We start from the raw sequence: 24942 nt of genomic DNA on the forward strand, positions 1-24942 counted from the left end.
AGGTTCGCTATGCCGCAGATGCAGGCGTTTTACGCCCTTAATGGCCTGACCATTGAGCCAATAATAACAATCAAGGGAGTCTGTCATGGACCTCACCGGTAAACGCGTGCTGATCACCGCCGCCGCCCAGGGCATTGGCCGCGCCAGCGTCGAAGCCTACCTGGCGGCTGGCGCGGAAGTGATTGCAGCCGACATCAATCAACAAGCGCTCGCCAACCTGCCGGGTGCGCAAACGGTGGTACTGGATGTCACCGACGCCAGCGCCATCCAGCGCCTCGCTGCCGAGATCGGCCCTCTCGATGTGCTGTTCAACTGCGCAGGCGTAGTGCACGCCGGCAACATACTCGAGTGCCCGGAAAGCGACTGGACCTTTGCCCTGGACCTGAACGTCACCGCCATGTACCGCATGATCCGCGCGTTTCTGCCGGGAATGCTGGCGGCGGGCGGTGGCTCGATCATCAACATGTCGTCGGTGGCCTCCAGCCTCAAGGGCGTGCCCAACCGCTTTGCCTACTGCGCCAGCAAGGCTGCGGTCATCGGCCTGACCAAATCCGTCGCGGCCGATTTTGTCACCCAACGCATTCGCTGCAACGCCATCTGCCCGGGCACGGTGGAGTCGCCGTCGCTGCAGCAACGCATCATCGAACAAGCCAGCCGTGAAGGCCGCCAACAGGACGAGGTGTACGCCGCCTTCACTGCGCGCCAGCCGATGGGCCGCCTGGGCACACCCCAGGAAATCGCCCAGTTGGCGCTGTACCTTGGCTCCGACGCCAGCGCGTTTACCACTGGCACCACCCAAGTCATTGACGGCGGCTGGAGCAACTGACCGCCCACTTGCGAATCAAGAGGATTACTCATGAAATTGCTGCGCTACGGTGAAAAAGGCCAGGAACGCCCGGCCCTGCTGGACGCTGAGGGTCGCCTGCGTGACTTGTCCGCCCACATCAGTGATGTCGCAGGCGAAGCCCTGCTGCCGCACAACCTCGCTCGCCTGCAAGACCTCGACCCCACGAGCCTGCCCCTGGTACCGGGCAACCCGCGCTTGGGCGCCTGTGTCGGCCAGGTGGGAAAATTCATCTGCATCGGCCTGAACTACGCCGATCACGCCGCCGAAACCGGCGCGCCGATACCCGACGAACCGATCATCTTCAACAAGTGGACCAGCGCCATCGTCGGCCCCAACGACAACATCGAGATCCCCCGCCACTCCACCAAGACCGACTGGGAAGTCGAACTGGGCGTGGTGATCGGCCAGGGCGGCCGTTACATCGAAGAAAGCCAGGCCATGCAGCACGTGGCCGGATACTGCGTGATCAACGACGTCTCCGAACGTGAGTTCCAACTGGAGCGCGGCGGCACCTGGGACAAGGGCAAGGGCTGCGATACCTTCGGCCCGCTGGGCCCGTGGCTGGTGAGCCGGGATGAAATCGCCGACCCGCATCAACTGTCGATCTGGCTGGAAGTCGACGGCCACCGCTACCAGAACGGCAACACCCGCACGATGATTTTCCAGATTCCGAAATTGATCAGCTACCTCAGCCAGTTCATGAGCCTGCAGCCGGGGGATGTGATTTCCACCGGCACCCCGCCCGGTGTCGGCCTGGGGATCAAGCCCGTGCCGGTCTACCTCAAGCCCGGGCAAAAGATCCGCCTGGGCATTGAAGGCCTTGGCGAACAGAACCAGACCACGGTCGACGCCTGACAAGAGCCAAGGAGCCGTTCATGACCACCATTACCGCGATTCGCGTCGAAGATATCCGCTTTCCTACGTCCCAGTCCCTGGACGGTTCCGACGCCATGAACCCGGACCCGGACTACTCGGCCGCCTATGTGATTCTGCAGACCGACAACCCGGCGCTCGAAGGCCATGGCCTGACCTTCACCATCGGCCGCGGCAACGAGATTTGCTGCGCGGCGATCCAGGCCATGCAGCCGTTGCTGGTGGGCTTGACCCTGGAATGGATCGCCGAAGACATGGGCCGCTTCTGGCGCCATGTCACCAGTGACAGCCAGTTGCGCTGGATCGGCCCGGACAAAGGCGCTATTCACCTGGCCACCGGCGCAATCGTCAATGCCGCGTGGGATTTGTGGGCCAAGGCCGAAGGAAAGCCCTTATGGCGCCTGGTAGCCGACATGAGCCCGGAACAACTGGTGCGCTGCATCGACTTCCGCTACATCACCGACTGCATCACCTCCAGCGAAGCCCTGGCCTTGCTGCGCCAGCGCGCCGAAGGCAAGGCTGAACGCCTGGCCAACCTGCAAGCCAATGGCTACCCCTGCTACACCACCTCCGCCGGCTGGCTCGGTTATGGCGACGAAAAGCTGCGCCGCTTGTGCCAGGAAGCGGTGGATGCCGGGTTCAATCACGTCAAGCTCAAGGTCGGCCACGACCTGCAGGACGACCTGCGCCGCGTGCGCATCGCCCGTGAGGTGCTGGGGCCGGACCGTCAATTGATGATCGATGCCAACCAGGTGTGGGAAGTCGACACCGCCATCGACTGGGTGCGCGAACTGGCGTTTGCCAAGCCATGGTTTATCGAGGAACCCACCAGCCCCGACGACATCGAAGGCCATCGCAAGATTCGCCAGGGTGTGGCGCCGGTCAAGGTCGCCACCGGAGAGATGTGCCAGAACCGGATCATCTTCAAGCAATTGATCATGCGCGAAGCCATCGATGTGGTGCAGATTGACGCCTGCCGCCTGGGTGGGGTCAACGAGGTGCTGGCGGTGATGCTGATGGCGGCCAAGTACGGCCTGCCGGTATGCCCGCATGCCGGCGGCGTCGGGCTTTGCGAGTACGTGCAGCACCTGTCGATGATCGACTACCTGTGCATCGCCGGTACCCACGAAGGCCGGGTGATCGAGTATGTCGACCACTTGCACGAGCATTTCGAGGAACCTTGCGTGGTACGCGGCGCTGCCTATCTGCCGCCGCAGGCTCCGGGTTTTTCGATCCAGATGAAAGCCGCGTCCCGGGAGCAATACCGCCACCGGCCGTGAGCTGAAACGCAATTTGAATGGACGGAGCACAATAATAATGTCGTCCCCATCACCTCTGAGGCTCGATGCGCACCAGCATTTCTGGCGCTACCGGGCCGCTGATTATCCATGGATCGGCGCGGCTGAGGCCGACCTGCGGCGGGACTTTCTCCCACAGGATCTGCGGCCCTTGCTCGACGCTGCCGGCATGGATGGCTGCATCGCCGTGCAGGCCCGCGCCGGTGAGCAGGAAACCGAAGCGCTGCTGGAAATGGCGCACCGGCACCCGTGGATACTCGGCGTCGTCGGCTGGGTCGACCTGTGCGACCCAACCCTGGAACAACACCTGGAACAGTGGCGCGACGCACCGAGGCTCAAGGGCTTCCGGCATCAGATCCAGGACGAACCCCAGCCCGCCCACTTTATGGCTGACCCGGGATTCTCCCGTGGCCTACGGCACCTGCAGCAACAAGGCTACGTCTACGAGGTGCTGATCCGCTGCGCCGACCTCGACGCCGCCACCGCCCTGTGCCGGCGCCACGACCGTCATCACCTGGTGCTGGATCACCTGGGCAAACCCGACATCGCCAACGGCCCGGCCGGCTGGGCCGAACACCTGGCGCCGCTGGCCGCCCTGCCCCACGTCAGTTGCAAGCTGTCGGGACTGCTGACCGAAGCCGGGCCCGACCAGCGCAACGCCGGTGCGTTGCGCCCTTATATAGAGCTGGCGCTGGAACTGTTCGGCGCCGAACGCCTGATGTTCGGCTCGGACTGGCCGGTGTGCCTGCTGGCCGGGGAATACCAGGGCACCTGCCAATTGCTGCAACACACTCTCGGCTCGCTGTCGCCTGATGAACAGCAGGCCATCTGGGGCGGCACCGCCCAGCGGGTCTATCACCTTGAAGGAAACTGCCCATGAATCTGCATTTGCAGGACCGCGTGATCATCGTCACCGGCGGTGGCTCGGGGATTGGCGCCGCCATCTCCCTGGGGCTGATCGCCGAAGGCGCGATCCCGGTGATTTTCGGACATCAACCGTTGTCGGCGGCCTTCGCCGCCGAGCTTGAACAGCAAGGTCAAAGCCACTTCATCCGTGTCGAGTTGCGTGATGAAGATGCCTGCCGCGCGGCCGTCAACGACGTGTTGCAGCGCTACGGGCGTATCGACGGGCTGGTGAACAACGCCGGGGTCAACGACGGTGTGGGCCTGGAAGCGGGCCGTGCAGCGTTCGTCGAATCCCTGGAAAAGAACCTGATTCATTACTACCTGATGACCCATTTGTGCCTGGATGCTCTCAAGGCCAGTCGCGGCTCGATCGTGAATATCAGCTCCAAGACGGCCCTCACCGGCCAGGGCGGCACCAGCGGTTACACCGCCTCCAAAGGGGCACAGTTGTCGCTGACCCGGGAATGGGCCGCCTCGTTGCTGGAGTTTGGCATCCGGGTCAATGCCGTGGTGCCCGCCGAGGTGCTGACGCCGCTGTACCAGCGCTGGATCGACGGCTTCGACAACCCGGAGGCCAAGCTGGCCGCCATCGTTGAGAAAATCCCCTTGGGCAAACGGATGACTACCCCCGAGGAAATTGCCGACAGCGTGCTGTTCCTGCTCTCACCTCGCGCTTCCCACACCACCGGGCAATGGCTGGTGGTGGACGGTGGCTACACCCACTTGGACCGGGCGCTGACATGAGCCGCCAACGTTACTGCCTGGCCCTGGACCTGATCGACGATGAGGCCTTGATCGTCGAGTACCAGCAGTTGCATCAACGCATCTGGCCCGCCGTGGCCGAGCATCTTCGCGGCCAGCAGATCGTGGAGATGCAGATCTGGCGCCTGGGCACGCGGCTGTTCATGGTCATGGACACCGCCGCCGGTTTCAGCTTCGAAGCGCTCGACCAGGCCGCCCGCGCCAACCCCGAGGTGCAAGCCTGGGAAACCCTGATGTGGCGCTTCCAGGCCCCCACGCCATGGACTGATCCCGGCGGCAAATGGCAGCCGCTGACCCAGATTTTCAGCCTCACCGACCAACCCTGATACCCGCTGCATCGCACGCCTTGATCCCATAAAAACAACAGGAGAAGCGTCATGTTAAGCAAAGACACACCTGTGGCAACCGGCGCACGCGTCGTGCCGACCTATCGCTGGGCACTGATGCTGGTGACCAGTCTGTTCTTCCTCTGGGGCTTGTCATACGGGTTGCTGGATGTGTTGAACAAGCACTTCCAGGAAGTCCTGCACGTCAGCAAGGCCCAGTCCGGGTTGTTGCAAAGCGCGTATTTCGGCGCGTACTTCCTGATCGCCCTGCCGGCGGGGCTGTTGATGGACCGCCACGGCTACAAGGCCGGGATCCTGTTGGGCCTGTGCCTGTATGCGGCAGGTGCGCTGCTGTTCATGCCGGCAGCAGCGGCGGCGAGTTTTCCGTTTTTCCTGTTTGCGCTGTTCGTCATCGCCTGCGGCCTGGGCTGCCTGGAGACCGCTGCCAACCCGTACGCCACGGTGCTGGGTGAACCCCAGGGCGCCGAGCGGCGGTTGAACCTGGCGCAATCATTCAACGGTTTGGGTCAGTTCTTCGGGCCGCTGATTGGCGGCGCAATGTTCTTCAGCGCTGGCAGCACGCCGGCCTCGGACATGAGTTCGTTGCAGACCACCTATGTGGTCATCGCGGTGCTGGTGTTGCTGGTGGCGCTGTTGATCGCCCGCACTCCGCTGCCGGATTTGCGCGCCCAGGAGCAGGAACTGCAGCCAGTGGCCGGCAAAGGCCTGTGGCAGTATCCGGAATTCGTCGGAGGGGTGATCACGCAGTTTTTCTACGTGGCAGCCCAGGTCGGAGTCGGTGCATTTTTTATCAACTACGTCACCGAGCACTGGGCGCAGATGGGCAACCAGCAAGCGGCCTACCTGCTGTCGATCGCGATGCTGTCCTTCATGTTCGGGCGTTTCTTCAGCACCTGGCTGATGGGACGGGTCAGCGCGCAGAAGCTGCTGCTGGCGTATGCGCTGATCAATATCGCGTTGTGCGGGCTGGTGGTGATTGGCCTGGAAGGTGTCTCGGTGATCGCGCTGATTGCGGTGTTCTTCTTCATGTCGATCATGTTCCCGACGCTGTTCGCCATGGGCGTGAAAAACCTCGGGCCCCATACCAAGCGCGGCAGTTCGTTCATGATCATGGCAATTGTCGGCGGCGCGCTGATGCCCTACTTGATGGGCAAGGTGGCAGACAACAGCACAGTGGCACTGGCGTACCTGTTGCCTATGGGGTGTTTCGTGATTGTGGCGGTGTATGCCCGCAGTCGCCTGCGCCATCCATGAAGCAACACCCGTGGGAACCTGGCTCGCTCGATACGGCCTGATGTGCAAGGATGTTGCGCTGCACATCGTTCGTTGAACGCAAAACCAAGGATTTTTCATGACCGTCATCAGCACCCCAGCGCCCGTGGTACCCGGGCGGCTGGAACAAATGTCGACCCGCATCGCGTTTTTTATCGCCGGTTTCGGCATCGCCGCCTGGGCCCCCCTGGTGCCTTATGCCAAGGCCCGCGCCCAACTCAATGAGGGCACCCTGGGGCTGTTGCTGCTGTGCCTGGGGGTGGGGTCGATGATCGCCATGCCGGTCGCGGGTGCCCTGGCGTCGCGCTACGGTATCCGGCGGGTGGCCACCGGCGGGACGCTCCTGATCTGCCTGGGCCTGCCGATGCTGGCCACCGTCACTTCGATTCCGCTGTTGATGGCCGCGCTGTTTGTGTTCGGTGCCGGCCTCGGCACCGTGGACTCCACCGTCAACCTGCAAGCGGTGATGGTCGAACGGGCCAGCGGCAAGACCATGATGTCGGGCTTTCACGGGCTGTTCAGCCTGGGCGGGATCGTCGGTGCGGCGGGTGTCAGTGGGTTGCTGGGGTTGGGCTGGTCGCCGTTGCAGGCCACGTTCGCCGTCATCGCGGTCATTGCGGTGGCCTTGCTCAAGGCCGGGCCGCACTTGCTGCCTTACGGCAGTGAAAGCTCCGGGCCGGCCTTTGCCGTGCCCCACGGCGTGGTGCTGTTTATCGGCTGCCTGTGCTGCATCGTGTTTCTCGCCGAAGGCGCCGTGCTGGATTGGAGCGCGGTGTTCCTGAGTGCCGAGCGCGGCCTGGACGAAGCTTATGCGGGCCTCGGCTACGCAGCCTTTGCCTTGACCATGACGGTCGGACGCCTCACCGGCGACCGCATTGTGCGCAGCCTCGGCGCAACCCGGGTGATCGTGTTCGGCGGTGCCCTCGCGGCGGCCGGCATGCTGCTGGCAACGCTGTTCCCGGCGTGGGAAACCGCGCTGCTGGGGTATGCGCTGGTCGGTGCCGGGTGTTCGAACATTGTGCCGGTGCTGTACACCGCCGTCGGCAAGCAGACGGTCATGCCGGAACACATCGCGGTTCCCGCCATCACCACCCTGGGTTACACCGGCATCCTCGCCGGCCCTGCGGTGATCGGCTTTATCGCCCACGGCAGCAGCCTGAGCACCGCCTTTGTACTGATTGCGGTGTTGCTGATCGGCGTGGCAATCAGCGGGAAAATACTGCGGGTATGAAGGGCTTCCCCGTAACGCCTCGCGCGTGGAGGCGTTACCCGGGGTTTACCGGGTTTTTTGGTGCCCAAGCCAGCGATCGAGGGTCTTGCTGCTGAGCCAGCCCGCCTGGTGATGACTGCCAAACATCCGCCGACCGCTGCCGTCGGCGTTTTCCAGTGACCGCAGCAACCCCGGCCGGTCCACAATATTCTTCGCCATGTACACCTGCTGCTCGTCGTATTTTTTCCGCGCCAGCCCTGTGGCGGGGTCCAGCACGGGCTCACCCTGACTGTCGAGTTCGTCCGGGTCCTTGCTCATGGCCACCAGCAACTCGATGTTGACGTAGCCGATGTGTTCAAAGAATCCCTTGCGGTCCCGGGACCGGTCACGCAGCTCGTCGAACATCGCCTTGAACACCACGACAAGCTCGGCATTGCTCTTGGCGTGGAAAGGATCCGGGCTGAAGGCGCCGGGATCGCTGTTGCCGAACACCACGCTTTCGGCCTGTGAAAGGCTTTCCAGGGTGATGCGGCCGTCCTGATCGGTGATTGCATCGATCAGGCGCGGACGCTGGACAAGTGCCTTGGCCAGCAGAATCGCACTGTCGAACTTCGGGTTGTCGCCGATTTTTCTGCCGGCGATTCGCTGCAACGAAGACAGCGTCAGTCCGTCACTTTTCATGAAGTTCTTTCAGCGTGGGAAAACCGGCTTTCAGTGCTTTCACCAACTCGCTGTCCGGCAAGTGCAGGTTGGGATTGGGATAGCCGGCGCGGGGAGCAACAGCGTTCTGAAGCGTACGATGATGGGACACCACCTCATAGGGCTGGGCCGACCGCAAAGGTGGCCGATAACCGGAAGAACGCACCGCCGTGGCGCCATCGTGATAATTAACGTGCCGGCCAACATCAGCGGCTTCATTTGAAGCGGACTGAACGGTGCGCCCCCCCTCATCCGGTGTTACGTCAAATCGGCTTGCAGCGCCGGACTGCAGGTAGCCTGACCCGCCATCAATTCTCATGCTTCATCTCCACCAATTTTAGATCCACGCTGCCAAGCTATTACCCTCGGTAATGGCCGTATCGCTCGCGCGATAAACAAGCCAAAGGTGTGTGGTGCCCTGAAGGCAATGGTTCCGAAGTAGCACAGTGTTCCAATGACAACATGTAAAAAACGAAAAATCAGTCAGTTTTCCGGGAACCCGGCACAGTCGGTTTTGCCGCCTGCCAAACGCCTTTGATCACACCGGCCATCGTTCCCAGCACTGAGCAAAACTGGCGCAGCACAGAGGCCGCCTCAGTGGCAGGCAATTGTCCATGGGGCAACAGGCCTCTGATGAAGTCGTCAGACGCGGGAGCCTGAAACGTGTGCTGCCCGGTGAAGTTCTTCACGCGCAGTGCTTCGCCACCCTCGTCGTATGGCAGGGTTTCGCTGCCCCTCGGCGCACGACAGACGGGTTGAGGCGCGGGATTAGGCGATCCAAATGAAGTTGAAGGCATGTCTAAGCCCTGGCTGAAAGCGTAAAAAACAGCGGATTGATCAACGCAGGAAATCGCGCCACGAAGCACTCGCGGCGTGATCGGGTTTAGCGCGACAGCCAGCGCAACGCGTCCTTGACGATTTTGCCGTCGTTATCCTGACTGGCGAAGTTGTCCATTTGCGTCAACAGACTGGAACGCTGGGTGACTTCCCTGGCCAACTGGATGAGCGAATCCTGTCTTGGGTTCCCCGTCAAAGGCAGTGCAGCCATGCGGTGCAGGTCATTGATATTGATGGAGCTTTTCCAGAAACCGCCCTTCAGCGCATTGAAGTCCTTCAGCATCTGTTCGGCGATCTGTTTGTCGCTCTGATACTTCAACGGGTTGTCAGAGCTGAGCACGGCGTCGAGATCCTTGCGGGTGATTCGACCATCCAGATTGCCCGTCCCACCGCTTCGATCAAAGGCTTGAAGCACCTCGGGACGTCGCAACAGTTCCCGGGCCAGGAGAATGTTCTGATCCCTGTCCTCATTGCCGGTCAACCGCCTGTCCGCCATGTCCTGCAGGCTTTGCTGGGTGACGTGGGAGGTGCCCGGCGCCCTGAACGCGTTGAAGTTGTCCTTGAGCAGCTCCCCCAGTTGATCGTTGCTGCGCCGCGAATACTGTGGATCCGGGCGACCGTAGCCTGGCTCAGGCTTGGCAGGGGCCGCAGGGCAGCACCCGGGGTTGGGCCGGGCAGGACTGAACAGCGACTTCAGGTTATTCAGAAATGTCTGGAATTGTGTGATCAGGTTGTCCAGAAAGCCGCCCGGATTTGACGTCGGGAACGAACCTGGCGCGAAGCCACGGGGGTCCGCAGTGCTCTGCGCCTGCGGGCCGGCGAACATCGGGCCGGTTTTATTCTCCGGGGCGCCGAAATTGACGGTGACCGATTCCGGCCCGACCAGTGAGCGTGCCAGTGCCAACGCGGCGGTACCGGCCTGGTGCATCTCGGAGTTAGTGGGGGAATGGGTAACGGATTGATTGGGTCCTAGTACCGACATTGGCATCTCCAGTTCGACGTATTGATACGATTCACTCTCGGATCAAAGGCACCTCGACGCTGCAAGGTTCCCCATGGAAAGTGGGCACCTTCTTGTGTGGCAAACCTGTCGGATTCAGTTCCTGCGGACGCAGAAAATCGTTCGAAAAAGGGTAGGAAGAAAGGCTGATATCGATCAGTCCAGGAAAAACATCATACCTGTGGCGAGGGAGCTTGCTCCCGTTGGGCTGCGCAGCAGGCCCTGTTTTTGGGGCCGCTTCGCGACCCAACGGGAGCAAGCTCCCTCGCCACATTTTTCTCAACGGTTTACTTCAACAATCCATCAGAACCCTACGCTGGCCTGCACAAAGAATGTGCGCGGTTCGCCCAGGTAAATCCCCGAGTTGTTGTCGCTGGAGCGGGTGTAGTGCTCCTGGTTGAAGACGTTCTTGACCCCCACGCCCAGCTTCAGGTTCGACAGCTGCGCACCGAAGTCATAACCGCTGCGCACGTTGACCGATACATAGCCGGGAATATCCCCGTACTGGCCATCGGCAGTCGGCTGGGTGATGTAGGTGGTGCCGGTGCCCGGTGCACGCTGGCCGGACTGGGCGTAGACGTCCAGGTTATGGGTCCAGTGATTGACGTCGTAACGCAGCCCAACGGTGGCCACTTCACGGGAGTACAGCGGCAAGTCGCGACCCTTGAAGGCAACGTCGCCTTCGGAGGTAGCCTTGGTGTAAGTGAAGCCGGCGTTGGCGGTCAGGCCGTCGAGGCGCGGGTCCAGGTTCGACAGGTCATAATGGGCCGACGCTTCGATACCTTCGTGCTTGGTGGCGCCGAGGTTGGTCCAGCCCACATCGTTGCTGACGTATTGCAGCTCGTCCGAGAAGTCGATGTAGAACAGCGTCACTTCGCCGCCCCAGACGTTGTCGTTGTAGCGGGTACCGATTTCGTAGGTCTTGGCTTTTTCCGGGTTCAGACCGTTCGCGGTCTGGTCGCCGTTACCCCCCTGGCCCAGCTGGAAATACTGCAGGCTGCCGAAGGACGTTTCGTAGTTGGCGAACAGTTTCCAGGCATCGGAGACGTGGTACATCACGCTCAGCGCCGGCAGCGGTTCGTTGTTGTGGATCTCGCGACGCTTCTCCTGAACCATCGCGCCGTTCAGCCCCACCACCGGGCGGTCGTGCCACTCGGTACGGATCTGCTCAAAGCGGATGCCCGGGGTGACGGTCCATTTGCCGATATCAATCTTGTTGTCGATGTAGAACGAGTTGGCCTCGGTGCCACCGGTTCGGTCCTGGTACACGTGGCCATCACTCTGGCCCACCGGGGTCGGCACGTTGTTGACCAGCGCCAGGCTGGTGGCCTGCTCGTGCATGCCTTCCTTGAGGTAACGGTAACCGACGCTGACTTCCTGGGTGCTCGGCCCCAGGTCAAACACATGGGAAACCCGCGGCTCGATCCCGAAGGTGTAGTAGGTGCGCGGGTAGGAACCCAGGGTCTTCAGGTCGCGGTTGGCGATGTTGCTGCCGCGGAAACTGTCGGAGTAGTAGGTCAGCACTTCGGCCTGGGTACGGTCGTCAATCTGCCGGATGTACTTGAAGGACATGTCCTTGCGCCGGCCGTTGAAATTGTCCCAGTCACGCACCGATTGATACTTGTCGGCGTCGTACTGCTTCTGGGTCAGGCCGCCGGGCATGTCGGCGCTGGCGTCGTAGTAGTGGAAGTTCAGCGAGAAATCGTCTTGATCGGTCGGTGCCCAGTGGGTCTTGAAGATCACGTCGTCGATGTCGTTGGAATTGTTGCGGTCGCGGTAACCGTCGCCCTTGGTCCCGGAATACAACAATGCGGCGCCGATGCCGTTGTCGGCGGTGCCACCGATGAAGGCGTTTTCAATGTGCTTCCAGCCGCCGTGGGCGGCGGTTTCCAGGGTGGTGCCGACTTCGCCGGAGAATTTTTCCGGGATGGCGCGGGTCACGAAGTTGATCACGCCGCCGACGTTCTGTGGCCCATAACGCACAGAGCCCGCACCGCGCACCACGTCGATGCTGTCCAGGTTGCCGGAGGAAATCGGTGCCATCGACAGCTGCGGTTGACCGTACGGCGCGAACGCCGCCGGTACGCCATCGATCAACACCGTGGAGCGTGGCGACAGACGCGATGTCAGCCCGCGCACGCCGACGTTGAGGGAAATATCGCTGCCGCCGGTGCCGTTGGCTTCCTGCACCTGCACACCGGGAATGCGCCGCAGCACATCGCCCACGTTCATCGCGCCCTGCTCCACCATGGCCTCACGGCGCACGACGGTGCGCGCGCCCGGGTGGTTCTGCACCACTTCGGCATTCGCGTCGCCGAGCCAGTCGCCGACGACCTTGATATCGGTGGCGCCCAGTTCCAGCGGGGAACCTGCTTCGCCGGTGCCCTTGCCCTGCGGGCGCAAGGTCACGGAGCCGGCATCAATCTGGTAATCCAGGCCGCTGCCTTGCAGCAACTGGCGCAGGGCTTGTTCCGGGGACAGGTTGCCGTCCACGGCCGGGGCTTGTTTGCCGGCCACCATGTCGGGACTGAAAAATACTTGCAGGGACGTTTGCTGACCCAACTGGCTCAAGGCCGAACCCAGGGACTGGGCCTGGATATGAATCGCGTCGTCGGCATAGGCCGCCGGCAGTGCGGCGCTGACGGCCAGGGCCAGGGCGAGCGGTGCCCAACGGGAGGATTTATTGTTTTTCACGGCGAGTTTTTTCACGTCGAACGGAGTCCTGTGATCGCAAGAGTGTGCGGCTGTTAATGCAAACCAGTTGCAGTTGCACAAGAAGACGAAGAACTCGGAAAAAACCTGAATCTATCGTGAAATTATTTCCTGGCTGCCGTCAGGCAAGGTGCGCAAGGCCACCGGAAGGATGTGCGGCAAGGCCTTGAGCAACGCATCGGTGTCAGTGGATTTGAACACGCTGGTCAAGCGCAGGTTGCTCACCGCAGCGGTGCTGACCCGCAACGGTTGCTCGCGGTAGCGCGAGACTTCCCGAGCCACTTCACCGAGGGTGGCGTTGTTGAACACCAGTTTGCCGGTACGCCAGGCCGTCAGTTCTTCGGGGTTGACGGCGTAGGCAGCCGCCACCTGGCCCTGGGTATCCACATGGGTGCCCCTGCCTGCGGTGAGCGTCACGATTTCATCGGGAGAGCGTCCTTGCACCTTGACCGTGCCGGCCTCGACCACCACGCGGGTCTGGTCGTCATCGCGGCGCACGTCGAAACGCGTGCCGGTGACCGTCACCTGCCCTGCCCCGGCCGCCACCACAAAGGGCCGGCTGGTATCATGCTCGACGCTGAACATCGCCTCGCCCTGCTTGAGCTCGATACCGCGCTGGCCTTTTACATAGTGCACCGCGACCACGCTGCGGCTGTTCAAATCCATCAGCGAACCGTCGGGCAACGCCACCTGCCGGCGCTCTCCCAGGGCGGTGCTGAATTCGGCGTTATAGGTTGCCGGATGATCCAGGCCGCTGAACAAACCAAGGCCCAGGGCCACTGCCAGCACACTGGCGGCCACTGCATAACGCAGCACGGGCCGGCGCTTTGCACGCGGTTCCGGAGCATCACACAACGCCTGCAAGCGCGCTTTTGGCAACAGGTCGGTGGCGCTCCACAAACCTTGCAGCACATCAAATTCATACTGGTGCGCGGCATGCTCTGCACGCCAGGCATCAAAACGCTCGCGTTCTTCGACGCTCAATTGGCCGTCCTGCACACGCACAAACCACTGCGCCGCCTCATCGCGGGCCGCTGCACTGCCGCAGGCACACTCACGGGTATCCATCATGGAAGATCCTGTTTCAAAGCGGGCATTGGTCATGGGGCCATCGCGTCCAGGCGGTCACGTAGATGCCGCAGGGTGCGGATCATATACTTTTCCACCATGTTTTTAGACAGGCCCAGGCGTTCGGCGATTTCCTGCTGGGTGAGGCCCTCGATTTTCTGCCAGATGAAAATCTTGCGGCAATTGAGCGGCAGCTCGGCCAAGGCCCGCTCGATGGAGTCCGCCAGCTGGATCGCGTGCATGAAATGCTCCGGGTCGCCACTGTGGGGCGAACTCTGATCAAAGGCTTCCAGCGCCATCGCCTCCCGACGGTCCTCGCGGCGATAGGCGTCAACCGCAATATTGCGCGCCGTTTGATGCAGGTAGGCGCGAGGTTGCGCAACCTCGGTGGACTTGGACTCAAGCACCCGTACAAAGGTGTCGTGGGCCAGGTCTTCGGCCTGCTGACGGTTTCTCAGGCGGCGCGTCCAGGTCCCGATCAACTCTTCGTAGTGCTCGAAAAAGCCTGTTCTGCGGGGCGGCTGAGGAGTCATCAAGGGAGCACTGGGGAGGCGGGGCGTGAATAGTAATGCTTCCTATTAAGCGGGGCAATTGCTTCCCGTCGCCCTCTTTCCCGCCAGGGTTTCAAGGTTCAGGGTTGCAGGCTGTTCTTGAGGCTCGCAAACACCGACCAATCCCGCTCTCCCAGGCCCCGGGCAACCGCGCTGGACATCCTGGCGCGCACCACTCCGGCGGCAGGTAACGCCAGGCCTTTGTCGCCAGCGGCATCAAGGGCAAGGTCGACGTCTTTCAGGCCCAGGGAAAGCTTGAAGCCCGGTTCATGGTTTGCGTCCGCGATAGAGCGGCCGTAGCGTTGGTAACTCGGGCAGGCAAACAGGGTCTGGGTGATCATTTCGATAAAGCCCGCAGCACTCAACCCATAGGCCTCGGCCAACCGACTGCCCTCCCCCAGGGACTCAATGGCCTGGGTGATCATCAGGTTGCCGGCAATTTTCGCGATACAGGCCTGCACCGGGTCCTCCCCCAATCGCCAGGTCTTTTTTCCAAGCACATCAAACAGCGGCTGGACCCTGTCGATGGCCGCCGCGGACCCGGCCACCAGAATATTCATCTCGCCCCTGGCCGCCACCGCAGGTATGCCAAACACCGGCGCGGCGACAAACCCAACGCCAGCCTGCTCGTGCCGCTCGCGCAGTTGCTCGATCAGCGCCGGTGAAAGCGTCGACATCACGATATGAATGCAGCCCTCGGTGGCGGCCGATAATGCATCGGACGACAGCAACACCTGCCGCGCCGCACGATCATCAGCCAGCATGCTGATCACCACCGCCCGCTGGAACGCGGCCGTCGGTTCATCCAGTACGCTCACGCCCTCGAGGCTGGCCAACGCCTGGGGGCTGCGGTTCCAGGCGCTCACGTGATGCCCCGCACCGATCAGTCGCGGGATGATTGCCCGCCCCATGCTTCCCACGCCAATGAATCCGATGTCCATCAATGCCACCCCTTTATCAGTTACCTGAGCTTGTGGGTCTATTGTGGGGGCCACAGGGTTGCGACGGGACTGCCATTGCTGCATCTTCACCGTTCACTTTTGTACGAGGTACCCCATGGAATGGAATGACTTGCGCGTCTTCCTGGCCATCGCGCGCGGCGGCTCGCTGGGGGCAGCGGCCAAGCTGCTGGGCGTCAGCCACCCCACCGTAGGGCGGCGCTTGCATGTGCTTGAGCAGGCTGGCGGCGAGGTGTTCTTCAGGCGTACGTCGTCGGGCCTGGTGCTGACCGACATCGGCGAGCGCATTTTCGAACTGGCCGAGGACATGGAACGCAGCGCGCTGACGATCGAGCGGCGCATCGCAGGCGAAAGCGACCAGCCTGAAGGCCTGTTGCGGATCTCTTCGGCGGACTGGTTCGCCTGTTACGTACTCGGCCCCGTGCTGGACGAGCTGTTGCGGCGCCATCCCTTGATCGTACCCGAGGTCATCGCCGGGCACCGGTTGTTCGACCTCACACGCCGCGAAGCGGATATTGCCTTCCGGATCGTTCCGTTCACCGAGCCCGATATCGTCCAACGACGGCTTACCACGCTGAGTTACGGCCTGTACGCAAGTGCTCGGTCAGGCGTTGCCGGCGAAGATGTCGGCCTGATCACCATGAACACCGCACAAGCGCATTACCCCGACGTGCTCTGGCTGCAACAGCGGTACCCGCACGCCAGGACAGTATTCACCAGCAGCAGCCGCACCGTGCAGGCTCAGATGTGCGCCCAAGGACTGGGCGTTGCCGTACTGCCTCGCGCCCTCGGCGATCAACTGCCCGTGCTCAGGCGGCTGGACACCGATGAGGCACCACCCGGGCGCGATATCTGGATGGGTTATCACCAGGATATGCGCCAGATGGACCGCCTGCGCGCCCTCGCCGACCTGGCAGACGAGATGATCGGCTCACCCTGAGCGACCGGAGGTGAAGTCAGATTTGCGAAAGACCGCCGTCCACCATCAGTTCCACACCGTTGACATACCTGGCGTCAGCCGATGCCAGGAACAGAGCGCACGCGGCGATTTCCTCGGGTTCGGCCATGTAGCCCAGCGGCACAATCTGCTCGACGTGGCTTCTGAGTGCGTCGATCTGGCTGGCATCCATCTTCAAGCCGTTGTCCATCAACGGCGTTCTGGTGAAGCCTGGGCTCAGCACGTTGGAGCGAATCTTCCGGCCTTTGAGTTCATTGGCCCAGGTCCGCGCAAATGAGCGCACCGCCGCCTTGGACGCGTTGTAGAGACTCAGGCCTTCCATGCCGTTACTGGAGCAGATCGAGGCGGTCAGAACGATCGACGCGCCGTCCTTCATCAATGGCAAGAGGGTTTGCACCGTGAAAAACACGCCTTTGACGTTGATGTCGAACATGCGGTGATAGGCCGCCTCAGTGGTTTCACCAAGCGGGTTTTTCTCGCATATACCCGCGTTGGCAAACACCGCATCCAGTTCATCGTCCTGCTGTTCAACCAATGCCTTGAGTGCATCAAGGTCGGACTGGGTGGCAACGTCGGACACCACCGCTACCACTTTATCCCCCAGCCTGGCCGCCGCAGCTTCCAGCGTTGCCGACGAGCGACCGGTGATATAGACCCGTTTGGCGCCCTCGGCCACCAATGCCTGCGCAATCGCAAAACCGATTCCGGTGGAAGCGCCCGTGACGACAGCTACCTGATTGTTGAATTTACCCGACATGCCTTGACTCCTCAGTAGTGCCTTCAGTTGAAGGGCACAGTGTGGGAATCAACCCGCGACGGCGGCACTGCCAGAACTGTACGTTGCCTGTGCATTTTTGTCGGGGGGTCTTCAGCTATCAATCACCCGTTGCAAATGAATCGCCAACTCCGTGGCAAACCGCTTTTCCGGCGTTTCCACATCAATCCCGAACAACTCCTGAATCCGCGCCAGCCGATAGCGCAGCGTCGTCACATGCACCCCCATCGCATCCGCACACGCCTGGCTGCGGCAGCTTTCCCGCAGGTACGCGGTCAGGGTTTCCAGGTACGGCGTCTGGTGCTTGCGGTCATGGGCGAGCATCGCGCCGACGCTGTCGTTGACGAAGGTGCGAATATCCTCGCCGCCCACGGCCGCGACAAAGATCGGGATCGGCCCGAAATCCTGGTCGGAGATCGGCCCGCTGCGACCAAATGAACGGGCAATCTCGATCAGCCGCCGGCAGCGTTCCCACGCAGCCGGATAATCCGCCAGCACCCGGCACACGCCGCTGGCCAGCAGGATCGGCTCGGCGCCCAGGTAGTGCGCCAGGTCATCCGCGATCTGCCGCTTGATCTTGCTCAAGCGCTCGCCTTCCGCCGGCACCAGGCACACCAGGCCGTTGTCGACGATGATCACCGTGGCCTGCATCCCCGCCCGTTGCAGGATGCGGGCGACGTTGTGGTGCAGGTTCTTCGCCTCCCGGGCCTTGGCGCCATAGTCGACAATAATCATCTGCTGCGGGGTGTTGAAACTGATCCCCAGGCGTTGGGCCCGTTGCTGGATATCATCGGCGTCGCGCCAGCGGCCTTCGAGCACTTCGAACAACAACTCGGTCTGGGTGCGGGTTTCAAACCGAAAGCGGATAAAGCTGCGCATCATCTGCACGCTCAAGGCGAACTTGGCGCTTTCCAGCATCAGCAAATCCAGCTCGTTGACCGGCGCCGCCACCGGGAACAACACCAGCGCGCCCACTAGTTCGTGGTCGACCATCAACGGTTCGATCTGCGCCCGCAACGTAAACTGGCGCTGGCCGTCGTCAAGGAACAGGTTGACCGTGTTGCGCAGGGCGCTGCGCAAGCTTTCCTGGGCGGCCTTGGTGATCTGCACGCTGAGCACCCCGGCGACGGCGGCCTGCCAGGCGTTGTCATCAAACAGCGCAGTGTCCGGCGAGCGCCCCGCCACCACCTGGTTGGCGGTGAAGTCCACGGCGATCACCGGGTTGGGCAACTGGTCGCCCACCATCAACGATAACGACGTCACCGAGCCGCCGCCCAACACGTGTTCCAGCATCGTGGTGTGCACCTTCAAGGCCTGCTGCATGCGCTCGGCGGCGCGGCGCTCGGCTTCCAGCTGGCGCTGGCGCTCCACCGCGATGGCGCCCAGGTGGATGATCATGCCGAGGAACACCCGGTCTTCTTCCGACACGTCCATCAGCGTGCGGGAAATCACGCTGAGCACCATGGGCCGGCCATCGAAGTCGGTGCAGTTCATCGGCATCACCATCACCGTGCGGTAATCGCGCTCCAGGGATTCGCGGCGGTAGCCGGGGTACTCGCATTCGCGCACGTCGCGGATGAATACCGCCTCGTTGCGTTGCAGGGCGGTCATCACCGGGCTCGAAGACAGCTCCCAGCAATCCACCAGCGGGCGCTGCACCAGGGTCGGGTCGTGGCGGGCGATGACGTGGCCGAAGCCGGCATCCATGTCGATGGCCATGATCGAGCTCATGGTCCAGTGGGTGTGGCGGCAACTGGCGTACACCAGCTGGTGCAGCATCGACTGCAAGTCACCGCCGGAGTTGATCTGACTGGCCACATCCCGCAACGACAGTATCTGCATTTCTCGATTCAAGGCGCTCACCCGAACATGGAGGTCACGGCAGCCACGTTGCCTGCCAGGCCCGCCTGATACTTGCGCCGGTTCAGAGCAATGTCCAGTGGATTTGCACTCCGAAACCATGGAAGACGCTGTTGGCCAATGCTCCTAGCCTAAGGCCACAACCAACAGCCACAAGGGCGACGAGTCATCATGAATCTGGAAAATCTGGGCGTCAGGAAGTACTGCACCTTTATCGAAGAAACCCTTATCGAAGGCGGCAAGGACGCCGGCAAACCCATCACCCTGATCGTGGTTGCCGCGGTGTTGAAAAACCCTTGGGCCGGCCAGGGCTTCGTCGAAAACCTGCGCCCGGAAATCCTGCGCCTGGCCCCGGGCCTGGGTTATGAAATGACCCGCCGCCTGATCGCCCTGATGCCCGGCGGCAAGGTCGAAGCCTTCGGCAAGGCGGCGGCGGTGGGGGTCAACGGTGAAATCGAGCACGCCTCGGGCCTGATCCACACCCTGCGCTTCGGCAACCTGTTTCGCGAAGCCGTGGAAGGCACCGCCTACCTGAGCTTCACCAATACCCGCAACGCCCCGGGCGCCCTGCTCTCGCTGCCGATGGTGCACAAGAGCGAAACCGGCAAGCGCTCGCACTTTCTCACCGCCAACTTCCAGATCGCCGATGCGCCGGGCCCCGACGAAGTGCTGATCGCCATCGGTGCCAGCGACGGCTCCCGTGCGCACCCACGGATTGCTGATCGCTACCAGGATATGGCGGAGATGGAAGCGGAACTGCCCAAGGACTGACGCCTCACTGAAGAACGACGCTCAATTGTGGCTAAGGAGCTTGCCTGTGACCAGGAGCTTGCCTGTGGCTGGGGAGCTTGCTTGTGGCTGGGGAGCTTGCTGTGGAGAGGGAGCTTGCTGTGGCGAGGGAGCTTGCTCCCGCTGGGTCGCGGAGCGGCCCCATGAGTCCCGCCACAGTCCGCCTGAAAGAACCCGGTTGGCTTTGGGGGGCTGCTTCGCAGCCCAGCGGGAGCAAGCTCCCTCTCCACAGCAAGCTCCCTCGCCACAGGCAAGCTCCTAGTCTCAGGCAAGCTCCCTCGCCACAGGGTTGATGTATTTGTCATGGAAATGCCGGAGCACTACGAAGCACAGCAAAACTTTCACCATCGTTACCATTTTTCGACGCAAGCCCACGGTCTCCCTTCCTCGTAGGCTTGCTTCACACCACAAGAACAAAGGAGTACCCCGATGCCGAGCACCGTGATCAGCGCCAACGTTGCAGCCGTCGATCCGGGCGCCTTGCGCCAGGCCTTCGGCACCTTCGTCACCGGCGTCACCGTCATCACCACCCATGACGCCGACGGCAACCCACGCGGCATGACCGCCAATTCGTTCACCTCGGTGTCTCTCGACCCGCCGCTGCTGCTGGTGTGCGTGGGCAAGTCCGCCGCCAGCTACACCGCGTTCGCCAACACCGAACAGTTCGCCGTCAACCTGCTGCATGAAGGCCAGGTCGACGTCTCCGGCACCTTTGCCTCCAAGTCGCCGGACAAGTTCCACACCGTCAACCACGACACCGTGCACACCGGCGCGCCGATCCTCACCGACAGCCTGACCTGGTTCGATTGCAGCGTGCACCAGCGCATCGAAGCCGGCGACCACCTGGTGCTGATCGGCCAGGTGCGCGCCTTCGGCACCAGCCCCAAGCTGCCGCTGTGTTTCTGCCGGGGCCGCTACGCCAACATCCAGGACCCGCTGCCAGCCAGCTGGCTGGACTCCCACAAGATGATCATCGGCTACCTGATCGAAGCCGACGGCGGGATCCTGTTCCGCGCCGATGGCAATGGCGGCTGGACACTGCCGGTGGCCGGCAAGCGCAAAGGCTTTATCGACGCCGGTAACAGCTCGCTGCCGGTGGAACAGGAATCGACCTTCCTGTACTCGGCCTTCGATGTCGACGACACCGACCCCGGCTACCTGATCTACCGCGCCCAGCTCGGCCCGTTCGACAGCGGCCTGCCCGACACCCTGCGCGTCTTCCCGCTGGACGCGTTGCCCATCGAACAGATGCCGGTCAACGAACTGCGCTCGGTGGTGCGTCGCTATGCCCGCGAGCGCCAGAACCAGCAATTCGGCATCTACACCGGCTCCGCCGCCAGCGGCCGCATCGCGATGCTCGAAAACGCGCCCCTTTGACACGCACCTACAGGACTCCTGCATGAAAACCACGGTCAGCGCCCTTGAGGGCAACCGCCTCAACCTGTTTATCGACGGCCGCTTCGTTGCTCCCGCCAGCGACACCTATGTCGACAGCTTCGACCCCACCACAGGCCAGTCCTGGTACCAGTTTGCCCAGGCCGATGCCGGTGACGTCGCCCGCGCCGTCGCTTCCGCCCACAAGACCTTCAACGATCCGCAGTGGCGCAACATGACGCCCACCGCACGGGGCAAATTGCTGTATCGCCTGGCCCAGCTTGTGGCCGAGCACGCCGAAGAACTGGCGCTGCTGGAAACCCGCGACAACGGCAAGCTGCTGCGGGAAATGCGCGCCCAGATGAGCGCCCTGCCCGACGCCTACATCTACTTCGCGGGCATGGCCGACAAGCTGCAAGGCGAGGTGATCCCGGTCAACAAGCTCAACCAGCTCAACTACAGCAGCCGGGAACCGTTGGGCGTGGTCGGCATGATCACCCCGTGGAACTCGCCCTTGATGCTGCTCACCGGCACCCTCGCGCCGTGCCTGGCCATCGGCAACACCGTGGTGATCAAGCCGTCGGAACACGCCAGCGCCTCCACACTTGCACTGGCCGAATTGATCATCGAAGCCGGCTTTCCGGCGGGTGTGGTCAACGTGGTCACCGGCAACGGCGCCGTCACCGGCGATGCGTTGACCCGCCACCCGGACATCGCCAAATACGTGTTCACCGGCAGCACCGACACCGGCCGACGCATCGCCGGCAACGCCGCCAACAACCTGGTGCCGTGCCAGATGGAATTGGGCGGCAAGTCGCCCCACGTGGTGTTTGCCGATGTCGATATCGAGAAGGCCGTGAACGGCGTGGTCTCCGGGATCTTCGCCGCCGCCGGGCAAAGTTGCGTGGCCGGTTCGCGCTGTTTTGTCGAGGCGCCGATCTACGACAAATTCGTCGAGGCCCTGGTGGCCCGCACCCAACAGATCAGCGTCGGCCATCCGATGGAAGAACACACCGACATCGGCCCGCTGGCCCTGCAAGCCCAACTGCAAAAGCTCGAAGGCTACATCGCCAGCGGCGCGAGACAAGGTGCGCAGATTGCGGTCGGCGGCAAGCGCCCCAATGCGGCCAACCTGTCCGAAGGCTGGTACTTCGAACCCACGGTGATGGCCAACGCCACCAACGACATGCCGTTCATGCGCGATGAACTGTTCGGCCCGGTAGTGGGCGTAATGCCCTTCACCACTGAAGAGCAAATGCTCAGCCTGGCCAACGACACCCACTACGGCCTGGCCTCGGGCATCTGGACCCAGAACATCGATCGCGCCCTGCGTTTCGCCAACCGCATCGACGCCGGCACGGTGTGGATCAACACCTACCGCAGCTCGGCCTACATGTCCGCCAATGGCGGTTTCAAACACAGCGGTTATGGCCGTCGCGGCGGCTTTGACGTGATGCGCGAGTTTTCCCGGGCCAAGAACGTGGTCATCGATTATTCCGGCGAAATGCAGGACCCCTTCGTCATTCGCCTGCGCTGATTATTCAAGGAGCACCTTATGAAATTCGCCGTATCCCTGAGCATGGAACGCTTCTCGCCGGACGTGCCGATGCAGACCGTCATGGCCAACCTGCTGGAGCTGGCAAAGATCGCCGATGCCGGCGGCTTTGAAACCCTATGGACCTCCGAGCACCACACCCTGGAATGCACCATCGCGCCCAACCCGTTCCAGACCCTGACCTGGCTCGGCCAGCACACCGAGCGCATTCGCCTGGGCACCGCGACCCTCGCCGCGGCCTATTGGCATCCGATCCGCCTGGCGGGCGAAGCCGCGCTGTGTGATCACCTGACCCAAGGTCGCCTGGAGTTCGGCATTGCCCGCGGTTCCTACCAGTACGAATTCGACCGCATGACCCCCGGCCTGCAACAGCAGGAAGGCGTGGGCTACATGAAGGAACTGGTGCCGGCGGTGCAAAAGCTCTGGACCGGCGACTACGCCCACGACGGCCACTACTGGAAATTCCCGCAGACCGCTGCGGTGCCCAAGCCATTGCAAAAAGGCCATCCACCGATCTGGGTTGCCGCGCGGGACCCGGGCACCTTCGATTGGGCGGTGAGCATTGGCGCCAACATCCTGTCCACCCCGCTCTCGCTGCCGGCGGCCGAAATCGCCGTGCTCGGCGAGAAGTTCAACAAGGCCGTGGCCGACAACCCCCACGTGCCGCGCCCGCGCTTCATGATGCAGCGCCGCACCTGCGTATACGCCAATGCCAACGACTGGGAATTGCCGGTCAAACACAGCATGGACTTTGGCCGCGCCTTCGAAAACCTGATGCAGAACATCGGCACCGTGCACAACGGTTTCCCGGAGCCGGTGCCGTTTGAAAGCGTGCGCGGCAAAGACAACTACAACCCGGAAAACCTGCGACGCAACCTGATGTTCGGCACCCCCGAGGAAATCATCGAAAAGCTGCTCGACTACGAAGCCGCCGGTGTCGACCAGTATTGCCTGGGCCTGACCTTCAACCTGCCGTTCGAATTGCAGAAGCAGACCCTGCGCCTGTTCATCGATGAAGTGATGCCGTTCTTCGCCGAGCGCGAACGCGCCAGACAACGCGACAAGGTCAGCGCGTGATGGGCCAGGCACAACGTTTCAGCGTGGCCAACGTCACGCTCAACTTTCGCCTGGACGGGCATGGGCCGCGCCCGCTGGTGTGCATTCACGGCGTGGGCTCCAGCCTCGAGGCGTGGGCCGAGACGGTGGCCGGTTTGCAGGAGCAGTTCACCGTGCTGACCTTCGACCTGCGCGGCCACGGCCAGTCGTCGCGCACACCCGGGCGTTATGAAATTGATCACCTGGTGGGCGAGGCCCTGGCCCTGGCAGATCACGTGGGTTTCAAGCAGTTCGACCTGGCCGGGTTCTCGTTGGGCGGTTTGATCGCCCAGCGCATGGCCCTGACCCATCCGGCGCGGGTGCGTCGTTTGGTGCTGCTGTCCACCGTGGCCGGGCGTAACGCCGAGGAGCGCGAGCGGGTGCAGGCACGCCTCGCCGCGTTGGAGGCCGGGGAGCCCGTGGCGCATTACGAGGCGTCGTTGTCGCGCTGGCTGACCGAGGACTTCCAGGCACGCCATCCCGAGGCCGTCACCCGTCTGCGTCAGTTGAATGCCGAGAACGACCCCGGCTGTTATGCCGCGGCGTATCGCATCCTCGCCGAGTCGGATTTCGGCGAGCAGTTGTCACGGATCCACTGCCCCACCCTGATTGCCACCGGTGCCGACGATGCCGGCTCCAACCCGCGCATGGCGGCGTTCATGCACGCGCGCATCGCGGGTTCGCAACTGCAGATTCTGCCGGGGCTGCGCCATTGCATTCTGATCGAGGCGCCGCAACAGGTGGCCGCCCTGATACGCGATTTTCTAACCGACTCGGAGACCCATCATGGATAAATCACTGCAGGCCCAGGGCGAAAGCGTACGCCGCAAAGTCTTGGGCGATAGCTACGTCGACCAGGCCCTGGGCCGCGCCGACGACTTTTCCCGCCCCTTCCAGGCGGTGCTCAACGAGTATTGCTGGGGCATGGTCTGGACCGACGACAGCCTGGACCTCAAGCAACGCAGCCTGCTCAACCTGGGGATGCTCGCGGCGCTGGGGCGCATGGACGAATTCGGCACGCATTTTTGCGGTGCCATCCGCAACGGCCTGAGCGACGACGAACTGCGCGCCGCCCTGGTGCAGATCGCGGTGTACTGCGGCGTTCCGGCGGGTGTCGAGGCGTTCCGCGTGGCCCGCAAGGCCCGGGAAAGCATGGCTCCATCGGATTCAGCGACCGGTTGACGGCCAACCCTTG

The 24942-nt window shown here is 62.6% G+C and carries 24 protein-coding genes; 15 read left to right on the forward strand and 9 right to left on the reverse strand.

The features are described from left to right. The first annotated feature begins 85 nt into the window (after nt 1-85). The 8 genes from HX875_RS07525 to HX875_RS07560 all read left to right on the forward strand — a co-directional run bounded on the left by HX875_RS07525 (nt 86) and on the right by HX875_RS07560 (nt 7536). A complete protein-coding gene (locus HX875_RS07525; RefSeq protein WP_177042677.1) occupies nt 86-826 on the forward strand; it encodes an SDR family oxidoreductase in 741 nt (246 codons plus the stop codon). A 30-nt stretch (nt 827-856) separates the two neighbouring features. Next, a complete protein-coding gene (locus tag HX875_RS07530) occupies nt 857-1702 on the forward strand; it encodes a fumarylacetoacetate hydrolase family protein (RefSeq protein ID WP_177042678.1) in 846 nt (281 codons plus the stop codon). A gap of 20 nt (nt 1703-1722) precedes the next feature. After that, a complete protein-coding gene (locus HX875_RS07535; protein ID WP_177042679.1) occupies nt 1723-3000 on the forward strand; it encodes an L-fuconate dehydratase in 1278 nt (425 codons plus the stop codon). 37 nt (nt 3001-3037) lie between these two features. Next, nucleotides 3038-3898, forward strand: a complete 861-nt coding sequence (locus HX875_RS07540) for an amidohydrolase family protein (RefSeq protein ID WP_177042680.1) — start codon at nt 3038-3040, stop codon at nt 3896-3898. Beyond that, the gene (locus tag HX875_RS07545) at nt 3895-4668 is read left to right on the forward strand and encodes an SDR family oxidoreductase (RefSeq protein ID WP_177042681.1); all 774 of its coding nucleotides are present in this window, start codon (nt 3895-3897) and stop codon (nt 4666-4668) included. Before HX875_RS07540 ends, HX875_RS07545 begins: the two co-directional genes overlap by 4 nt. Continuing rightward, the gene (locus HX875_RS07550) at nt 4665-5012 is read left to right on the forward strand and encodes an L-rhamnose mutarotase (RefSeq protein WP_177042682.1); all 348 of its coding nucleotides are present in this window, start codon (nt 4665-4667) and stop codon (nt 5010-5012) included. The genes HX875_RS07545 and HX875_RS07550 overlap by 4 nt, the downstream gene beginning before the upstream one ends. Before the next feature lie 51 nt (nt 5013-5063). Then, nucleotides 5064-6287: a sugar MFS transporter gene (locus HX875_RS07555; RefSeq protein ID WP_177042683.1), complete on the forward strand. Its 1224-nt coding sequence runs from the start codon at nt 5064-5066 to the stop codon at nt 6285-6287. Between the two features lie 97 nt (nt 6288-6384). Further along, the gene (locus HX875_RS07560) at nt 6385-7536 is read left to right on the forward strand and encodes an MFS transporter (protein ID WP_177042684.1); all 1152 of its coding nucleotides are present in this window, start codon (nt 6385-6387) and stop codon (nt 7534-7536) included. Nucleotides 7537-7581: 45 nt separating this feature from the next. Here HX875_RS07560 and HX875_RS07565 read toward each other — a convergent pair whose 3' ends face one another. From HX875_RS07565 to HX875_RS07595, 7 genes are all read right to left on the reverse strand, one after another. Further along, nucleotides 7582-8196 carry a type III secretion effector protein gene (locus tag HX875_RS07565; RefSeq protein WP_177042685.1) on the reverse strand — a complete coding sequence of 205 codons (615 nt, stop codon included), beginning with the start codon at nt 8194-8196 and terminating at the stop codon, nt 7582-7584. Further along, entirely contained in the window at nt 8186-8533 is a 348-nt protein-coding gene (locus HX875_RS07570) for a hypothetical protein (protein WP_177042686.1), read from the reverse strand. Before HX875_RS07570 ends, HX875_RS07565 begins: the two co-directional genes overlap by 11 nt. A 564-nt stretch (nt 8534-9097) precedes the next feature. Beyond that, the gene (locus HX875_RS32740; RefSeq protein ID WP_256348057.1) at nt 9098-9979 is read right to left on the reverse strand and encodes a type III secretion protein; all 882 of its coding nucleotides are present in this window, start codon (nt 9977-9979) and stop codon (nt 9098-9100) included. A gap of 375 nt (nt 9980-10354) precedes the next feature. Further along, nucleotides 10355-12760, reverse strand: coding sequence for a TonB-dependent siderophore receptor (locus tag HX875_RS07580; protein WP_177042687.1), 2406 nt, complete (start codon nt 12758-12760; stop codon nt 10355-10357). A gap of 96 nt (nt 12761-12856) precedes the next feature. After that, nucleotides 12857-13831, reverse strand: coding sequence for a FecR family protein (locus HX875_RS07585; protein WP_177042725.1), 975 nt, complete (start codon nt 13829-13831; stop codon nt 12857-12859). 32 nt (nt 13832-13863) lie between these two features. Then, entirely contained in the window at nt 13864-14364 is a 501-nt protein-coding gene (locus tag HX875_RS07590; RefSeq protein ID WP_177042688.1) for a sigma-70 family RNA polymerase sigma factor, read from the reverse strand. 98 nt (nt 14365-14462) lie between these two features. Beyond that, entirely contained in the window at nt 14463-15407 is a 945-nt protein-coding gene (locus tag HX875_RS07595; protein ID WP_177042726.1) for an NAD(P)-dependent oxidoreductase, read from the reverse strand. Nucleotides 15408-15438: 31 nt separating this feature from the next. Between HX875_RS07595 and HX875_RS07600 the strand changes: the two genes are divergently transcribed. After that, on the forward strand, nt 15439-16281 hold the full coding sequence (locus tag HX875_RS07600) for a LysR family transcriptional regulator (protein ID WP_177042689.1): 843 nt from the start codon (nt 15439-15441) through the stop codon (nt 16279-16281). Nucleotides 16282-16297: 16 nt separating this feature from the next. On the opposite strand, the gene HX875_RS07605 is transcribed toward HX875_RS07600, so the two are convergent. Together HX875_RS07605 and HX875_RS07610 are read right to left on the reverse strand one after the other, a co-directional pair. Beyond that, on the reverse strand, nt 16298-17056 hold the full coding sequence (locus HX875_RS07605; RefSeq protein WP_177042690.1) for an SDR family NAD(P)-dependent oxidoreductase: 759 nt from the start codon (nt 17054-17056) through the stop codon (nt 16298-16300). Between the two features lie 111 nt (nt 17057-17167). Next, complete coding sequence (locus HX875_RS07610) at nt 17168-18916, reverse strand: helix-turn-helix domain-containing protein (RefSeq protein ID WP_177042691.1); 1749 nt, start codon at nt 18914-18916, stop codon at nt 17168-17170. 189 nt (nt 18917-19105) lie between these two features. On the opposite strand from HX875_RS07610, the gene HX875_RS07615 reads away from it, so the two are divergent. The 6 genes from HX875_RS07615 to HX875_RS07640 all read left to right on the forward strand — a co-directional run bounded on the left by HX875_RS07615 (nt 19106) and on the right by HX875_RS07640 (nt 24929). Then, nucleotides 19106-19705 carry an amino acid synthesis family protein gene (locus HX875_RS07615; RefSeq protein WP_177042692.1) on the forward strand — a complete coding sequence of 200 codons (600 nt, stop codon included), beginning with the start codon at nt 19106-19108 and terminating at the stop codon, nt 19703-19705. 447 nt (nt 19706-20152) lie between these two features. Then, a complete protein-coding gene (locus HX875_RS07620; protein WP_177042693.1) occupies nt 20153-21100 on the forward strand; it encodes a flavin reductase family protein in 948 nt (315 codons plus the stop codon). A gap of 22 nt (nt 21101-21122) precedes the next feature. Continuing rightward, a complete protein-coding gene (locus HX875_RS07625; RefSeq protein ID WP_177042694.1) occupies nt 21123-22634 on the forward strand; it encodes an aldehyde dehydrogenase in 1512 nt (503 codons plus the stop codon). Between the two features lie 18 nt (nt 22635-22652). Continuing rightward, complete coding sequence (locus HX875_RS07630) at nt 22653-23729, forward strand: LLM class flavin-dependent oxidoreductase (RefSeq protein WP_177042695.1); 1077 nt, start codon at nt 22653-22655, stop codon at nt 23727-23729. Continuing rightward, nucleotides 23729-24541 (forward strand): alpha/beta fold hydrolase, encoded by an 813-nt coding sequence (locus tag HX875_RS07635; RefSeq protein ID WP_177042696.1) that lies wholly within the window; start codon nt 23729-23731, stop codon nt 24539-24541. The genes HX875_RS07630 and HX875_RS07635 overlap by 1 nt, the downstream gene beginning before the upstream one ends. Beyond that, nucleotides 24534-24929: a carboxymuconolactone decarboxylase family protein gene (locus HX875_RS07640; RefSeq protein WP_177042697.1), complete on the forward strand. Its 396-nt coding sequence runs from the start codon at nt 24534-24536 to the stop codon at nt 24927-24929. The genes HX875_RS07635 and HX875_RS07640 overlap by 8 nt, the downstream gene beginning before the upstream one ends. Nucleotides 24930-24942: the final 13 nt, after the last annotated feature.

It is taken from the genome of Pseudomonas yamanorum, assembly GCF_013386765.1.
GTDB lineage: Bacteria > Pseudomonadota > Gammaproteobacteria > Pseudomonadales > Pseudomonadaceae > Aquipseudomonas > Aquipseudomonas yamanorum_A.

Coding starts and splice junctions, on each gene's coding strand:
- HX875_RS07605 (WP_177042690.1), bottom strand. CDS start 17,056: ATGTCGGGTAAATTCAACAATCAGGTAGCTGTCGTCACGGGCGCTTCC.
- HX875_RS07585 (WP_177042725.1), bottom strand. CDS start 13,831: ATGGATACCCGTGAGTGTGCCTGCGGCAGTGCAGCGGCCCGCGATGAG.
- HX875_RS07620 (WP_177042693.1), top strand. CDS start 20,153: ATGCCGAGCACCGTGATCAGCGCCAACGTTGCAGCCGTCGATCCGGGC.
- HX875_RS07640 (WP_177042697.1), top strand. CDS start 24,534: ATGGATAAATCACTGCAGGCCCAGGGCGAAAGCGTACGCCGCAAAGTC.
- HX875_RS07600 (WP_177042689.1), top strand. CDS start 15,439: ATGGAATGGAATGACTTGCGCGTCTTCCTGGCCATCGCGCGCGGCGGC.
- HX875_RS32740 (WP_256348057.1), bottom strand. CDS start 9,979: ATGCACCAGGCCGGTACCGCCGCGTTGGCACTGGCACGCTCACTGGTC.
- HX875_RS07635 (WP_177042696.1), top strand. CDS start 23,729: ATGGGCCAGGCACAACGTTTCAGCGTGGCCAACGTCACGCTCAACTTT.
- HX875_RS07565 (WP_177042685.1), bottom strand. CDS start 8,196: ATGAAAAGTGACGGACTGACGCTGTCTTCGTTGCAGCGAATCGCCGGC.
- HX875_RS07525 (WP_177042677.1), top strand. CDS start 86: ATGGACCTCACCGGTAAACGCGTGCTGATCACCGCCGCCGCCCAGGGC.
- HX875_RS07610 (WP_177042691.1), bottom strand. CDS start 18,916: ATGCAGATACTGTCGTTGCGGGATGTGGCCAGTCAGATCAACTCCGGC.
- HX875_RS07540 (WP_177042680.1), top strand. CDS start 3,038: ATGTCGTCCCCATCACCTCTGAGGCTCGATGCGCACCAGCATTTCTGG.
- HX875_RS07535 (WP_177042679.1), top strand. CDS start 1,723: ATGACCACCATTACCGCGATTCGCGTCGAAGATATCCGCTTTCCTACG.
- HX875_RS07545 (WP_177042681.1), top strand. CDS start 3,895: ATGAATCTGCATTTGCAGGACCGCGTGATCATCGTCACCGGCGGTGGC.
- HX875_RS07625 (WP_177042694.1), top strand. CDS start 21,123: ATGAAAACCACGGTCAGCGCCCTTGAGGGCAACCGCCTCAACCTGTTT.
- HX875_RS07530 (WP_177042678.1), top strand. CDS start 857: ATGAAATTGCTGCGCTACGGTGAAAAAGGCCAGGAACGCCCGGCCCTG.
- HX875_RS07615 (WP_177042692.1), top strand. CDS start 19,106: ATGAATCTGGAAAATCTGGGCGTCAGGAAGTACTGCACCTTTATCGAA.
- HX875_RS07630 (WP_177042695.1), top strand. CDS start 22,653: ATGAAATTCGCCGTATCCCTGAGCATGGAACGCTTCTCGCCGGACGTG.
- HX875_RS07550 (WP_177042682.1), top strand. CDS start 4,665: ATGAGCCGCCAACGTTACTGCCTGGCCCTGGACCTGATCGACGATGAG.
- HX875_RS07595 (WP_177042726.1), bottom strand. CDS start 15,407: ATGCAGCAATGGCAGTCCCGTCGCAACCCTGTGGCCCCCACAATAGAC.
- HX875_RS07555 (WP_177042683.1), top strand. CDS start 5,064: ATGTTAAGCAAAGACACACCTGTGGCAACCGGCGCACGCGTCGTGCCG.
- HX875_RS07590 (WP_177042688.1), bottom strand. CDS start 14,364: ATGACTCCTCAGCCGCCCCGCAGAACAGGCTTTTTCGAGCACTACGAA.
- HX875_RS07570 (WP_177042686.1), bottom strand. CDS start 8,533: ATGAGAATTGATGGCGGGTCAGGCTACCTGCAGTCCGGCGCTGCAAGC.
- HX875_RS07560 (WP_177042684.1), top strand. CDS start 6,385: ATGACCGTCATCAGCACCCCAGCGCCCGTGGTACCCGGGCGGCTGGAA.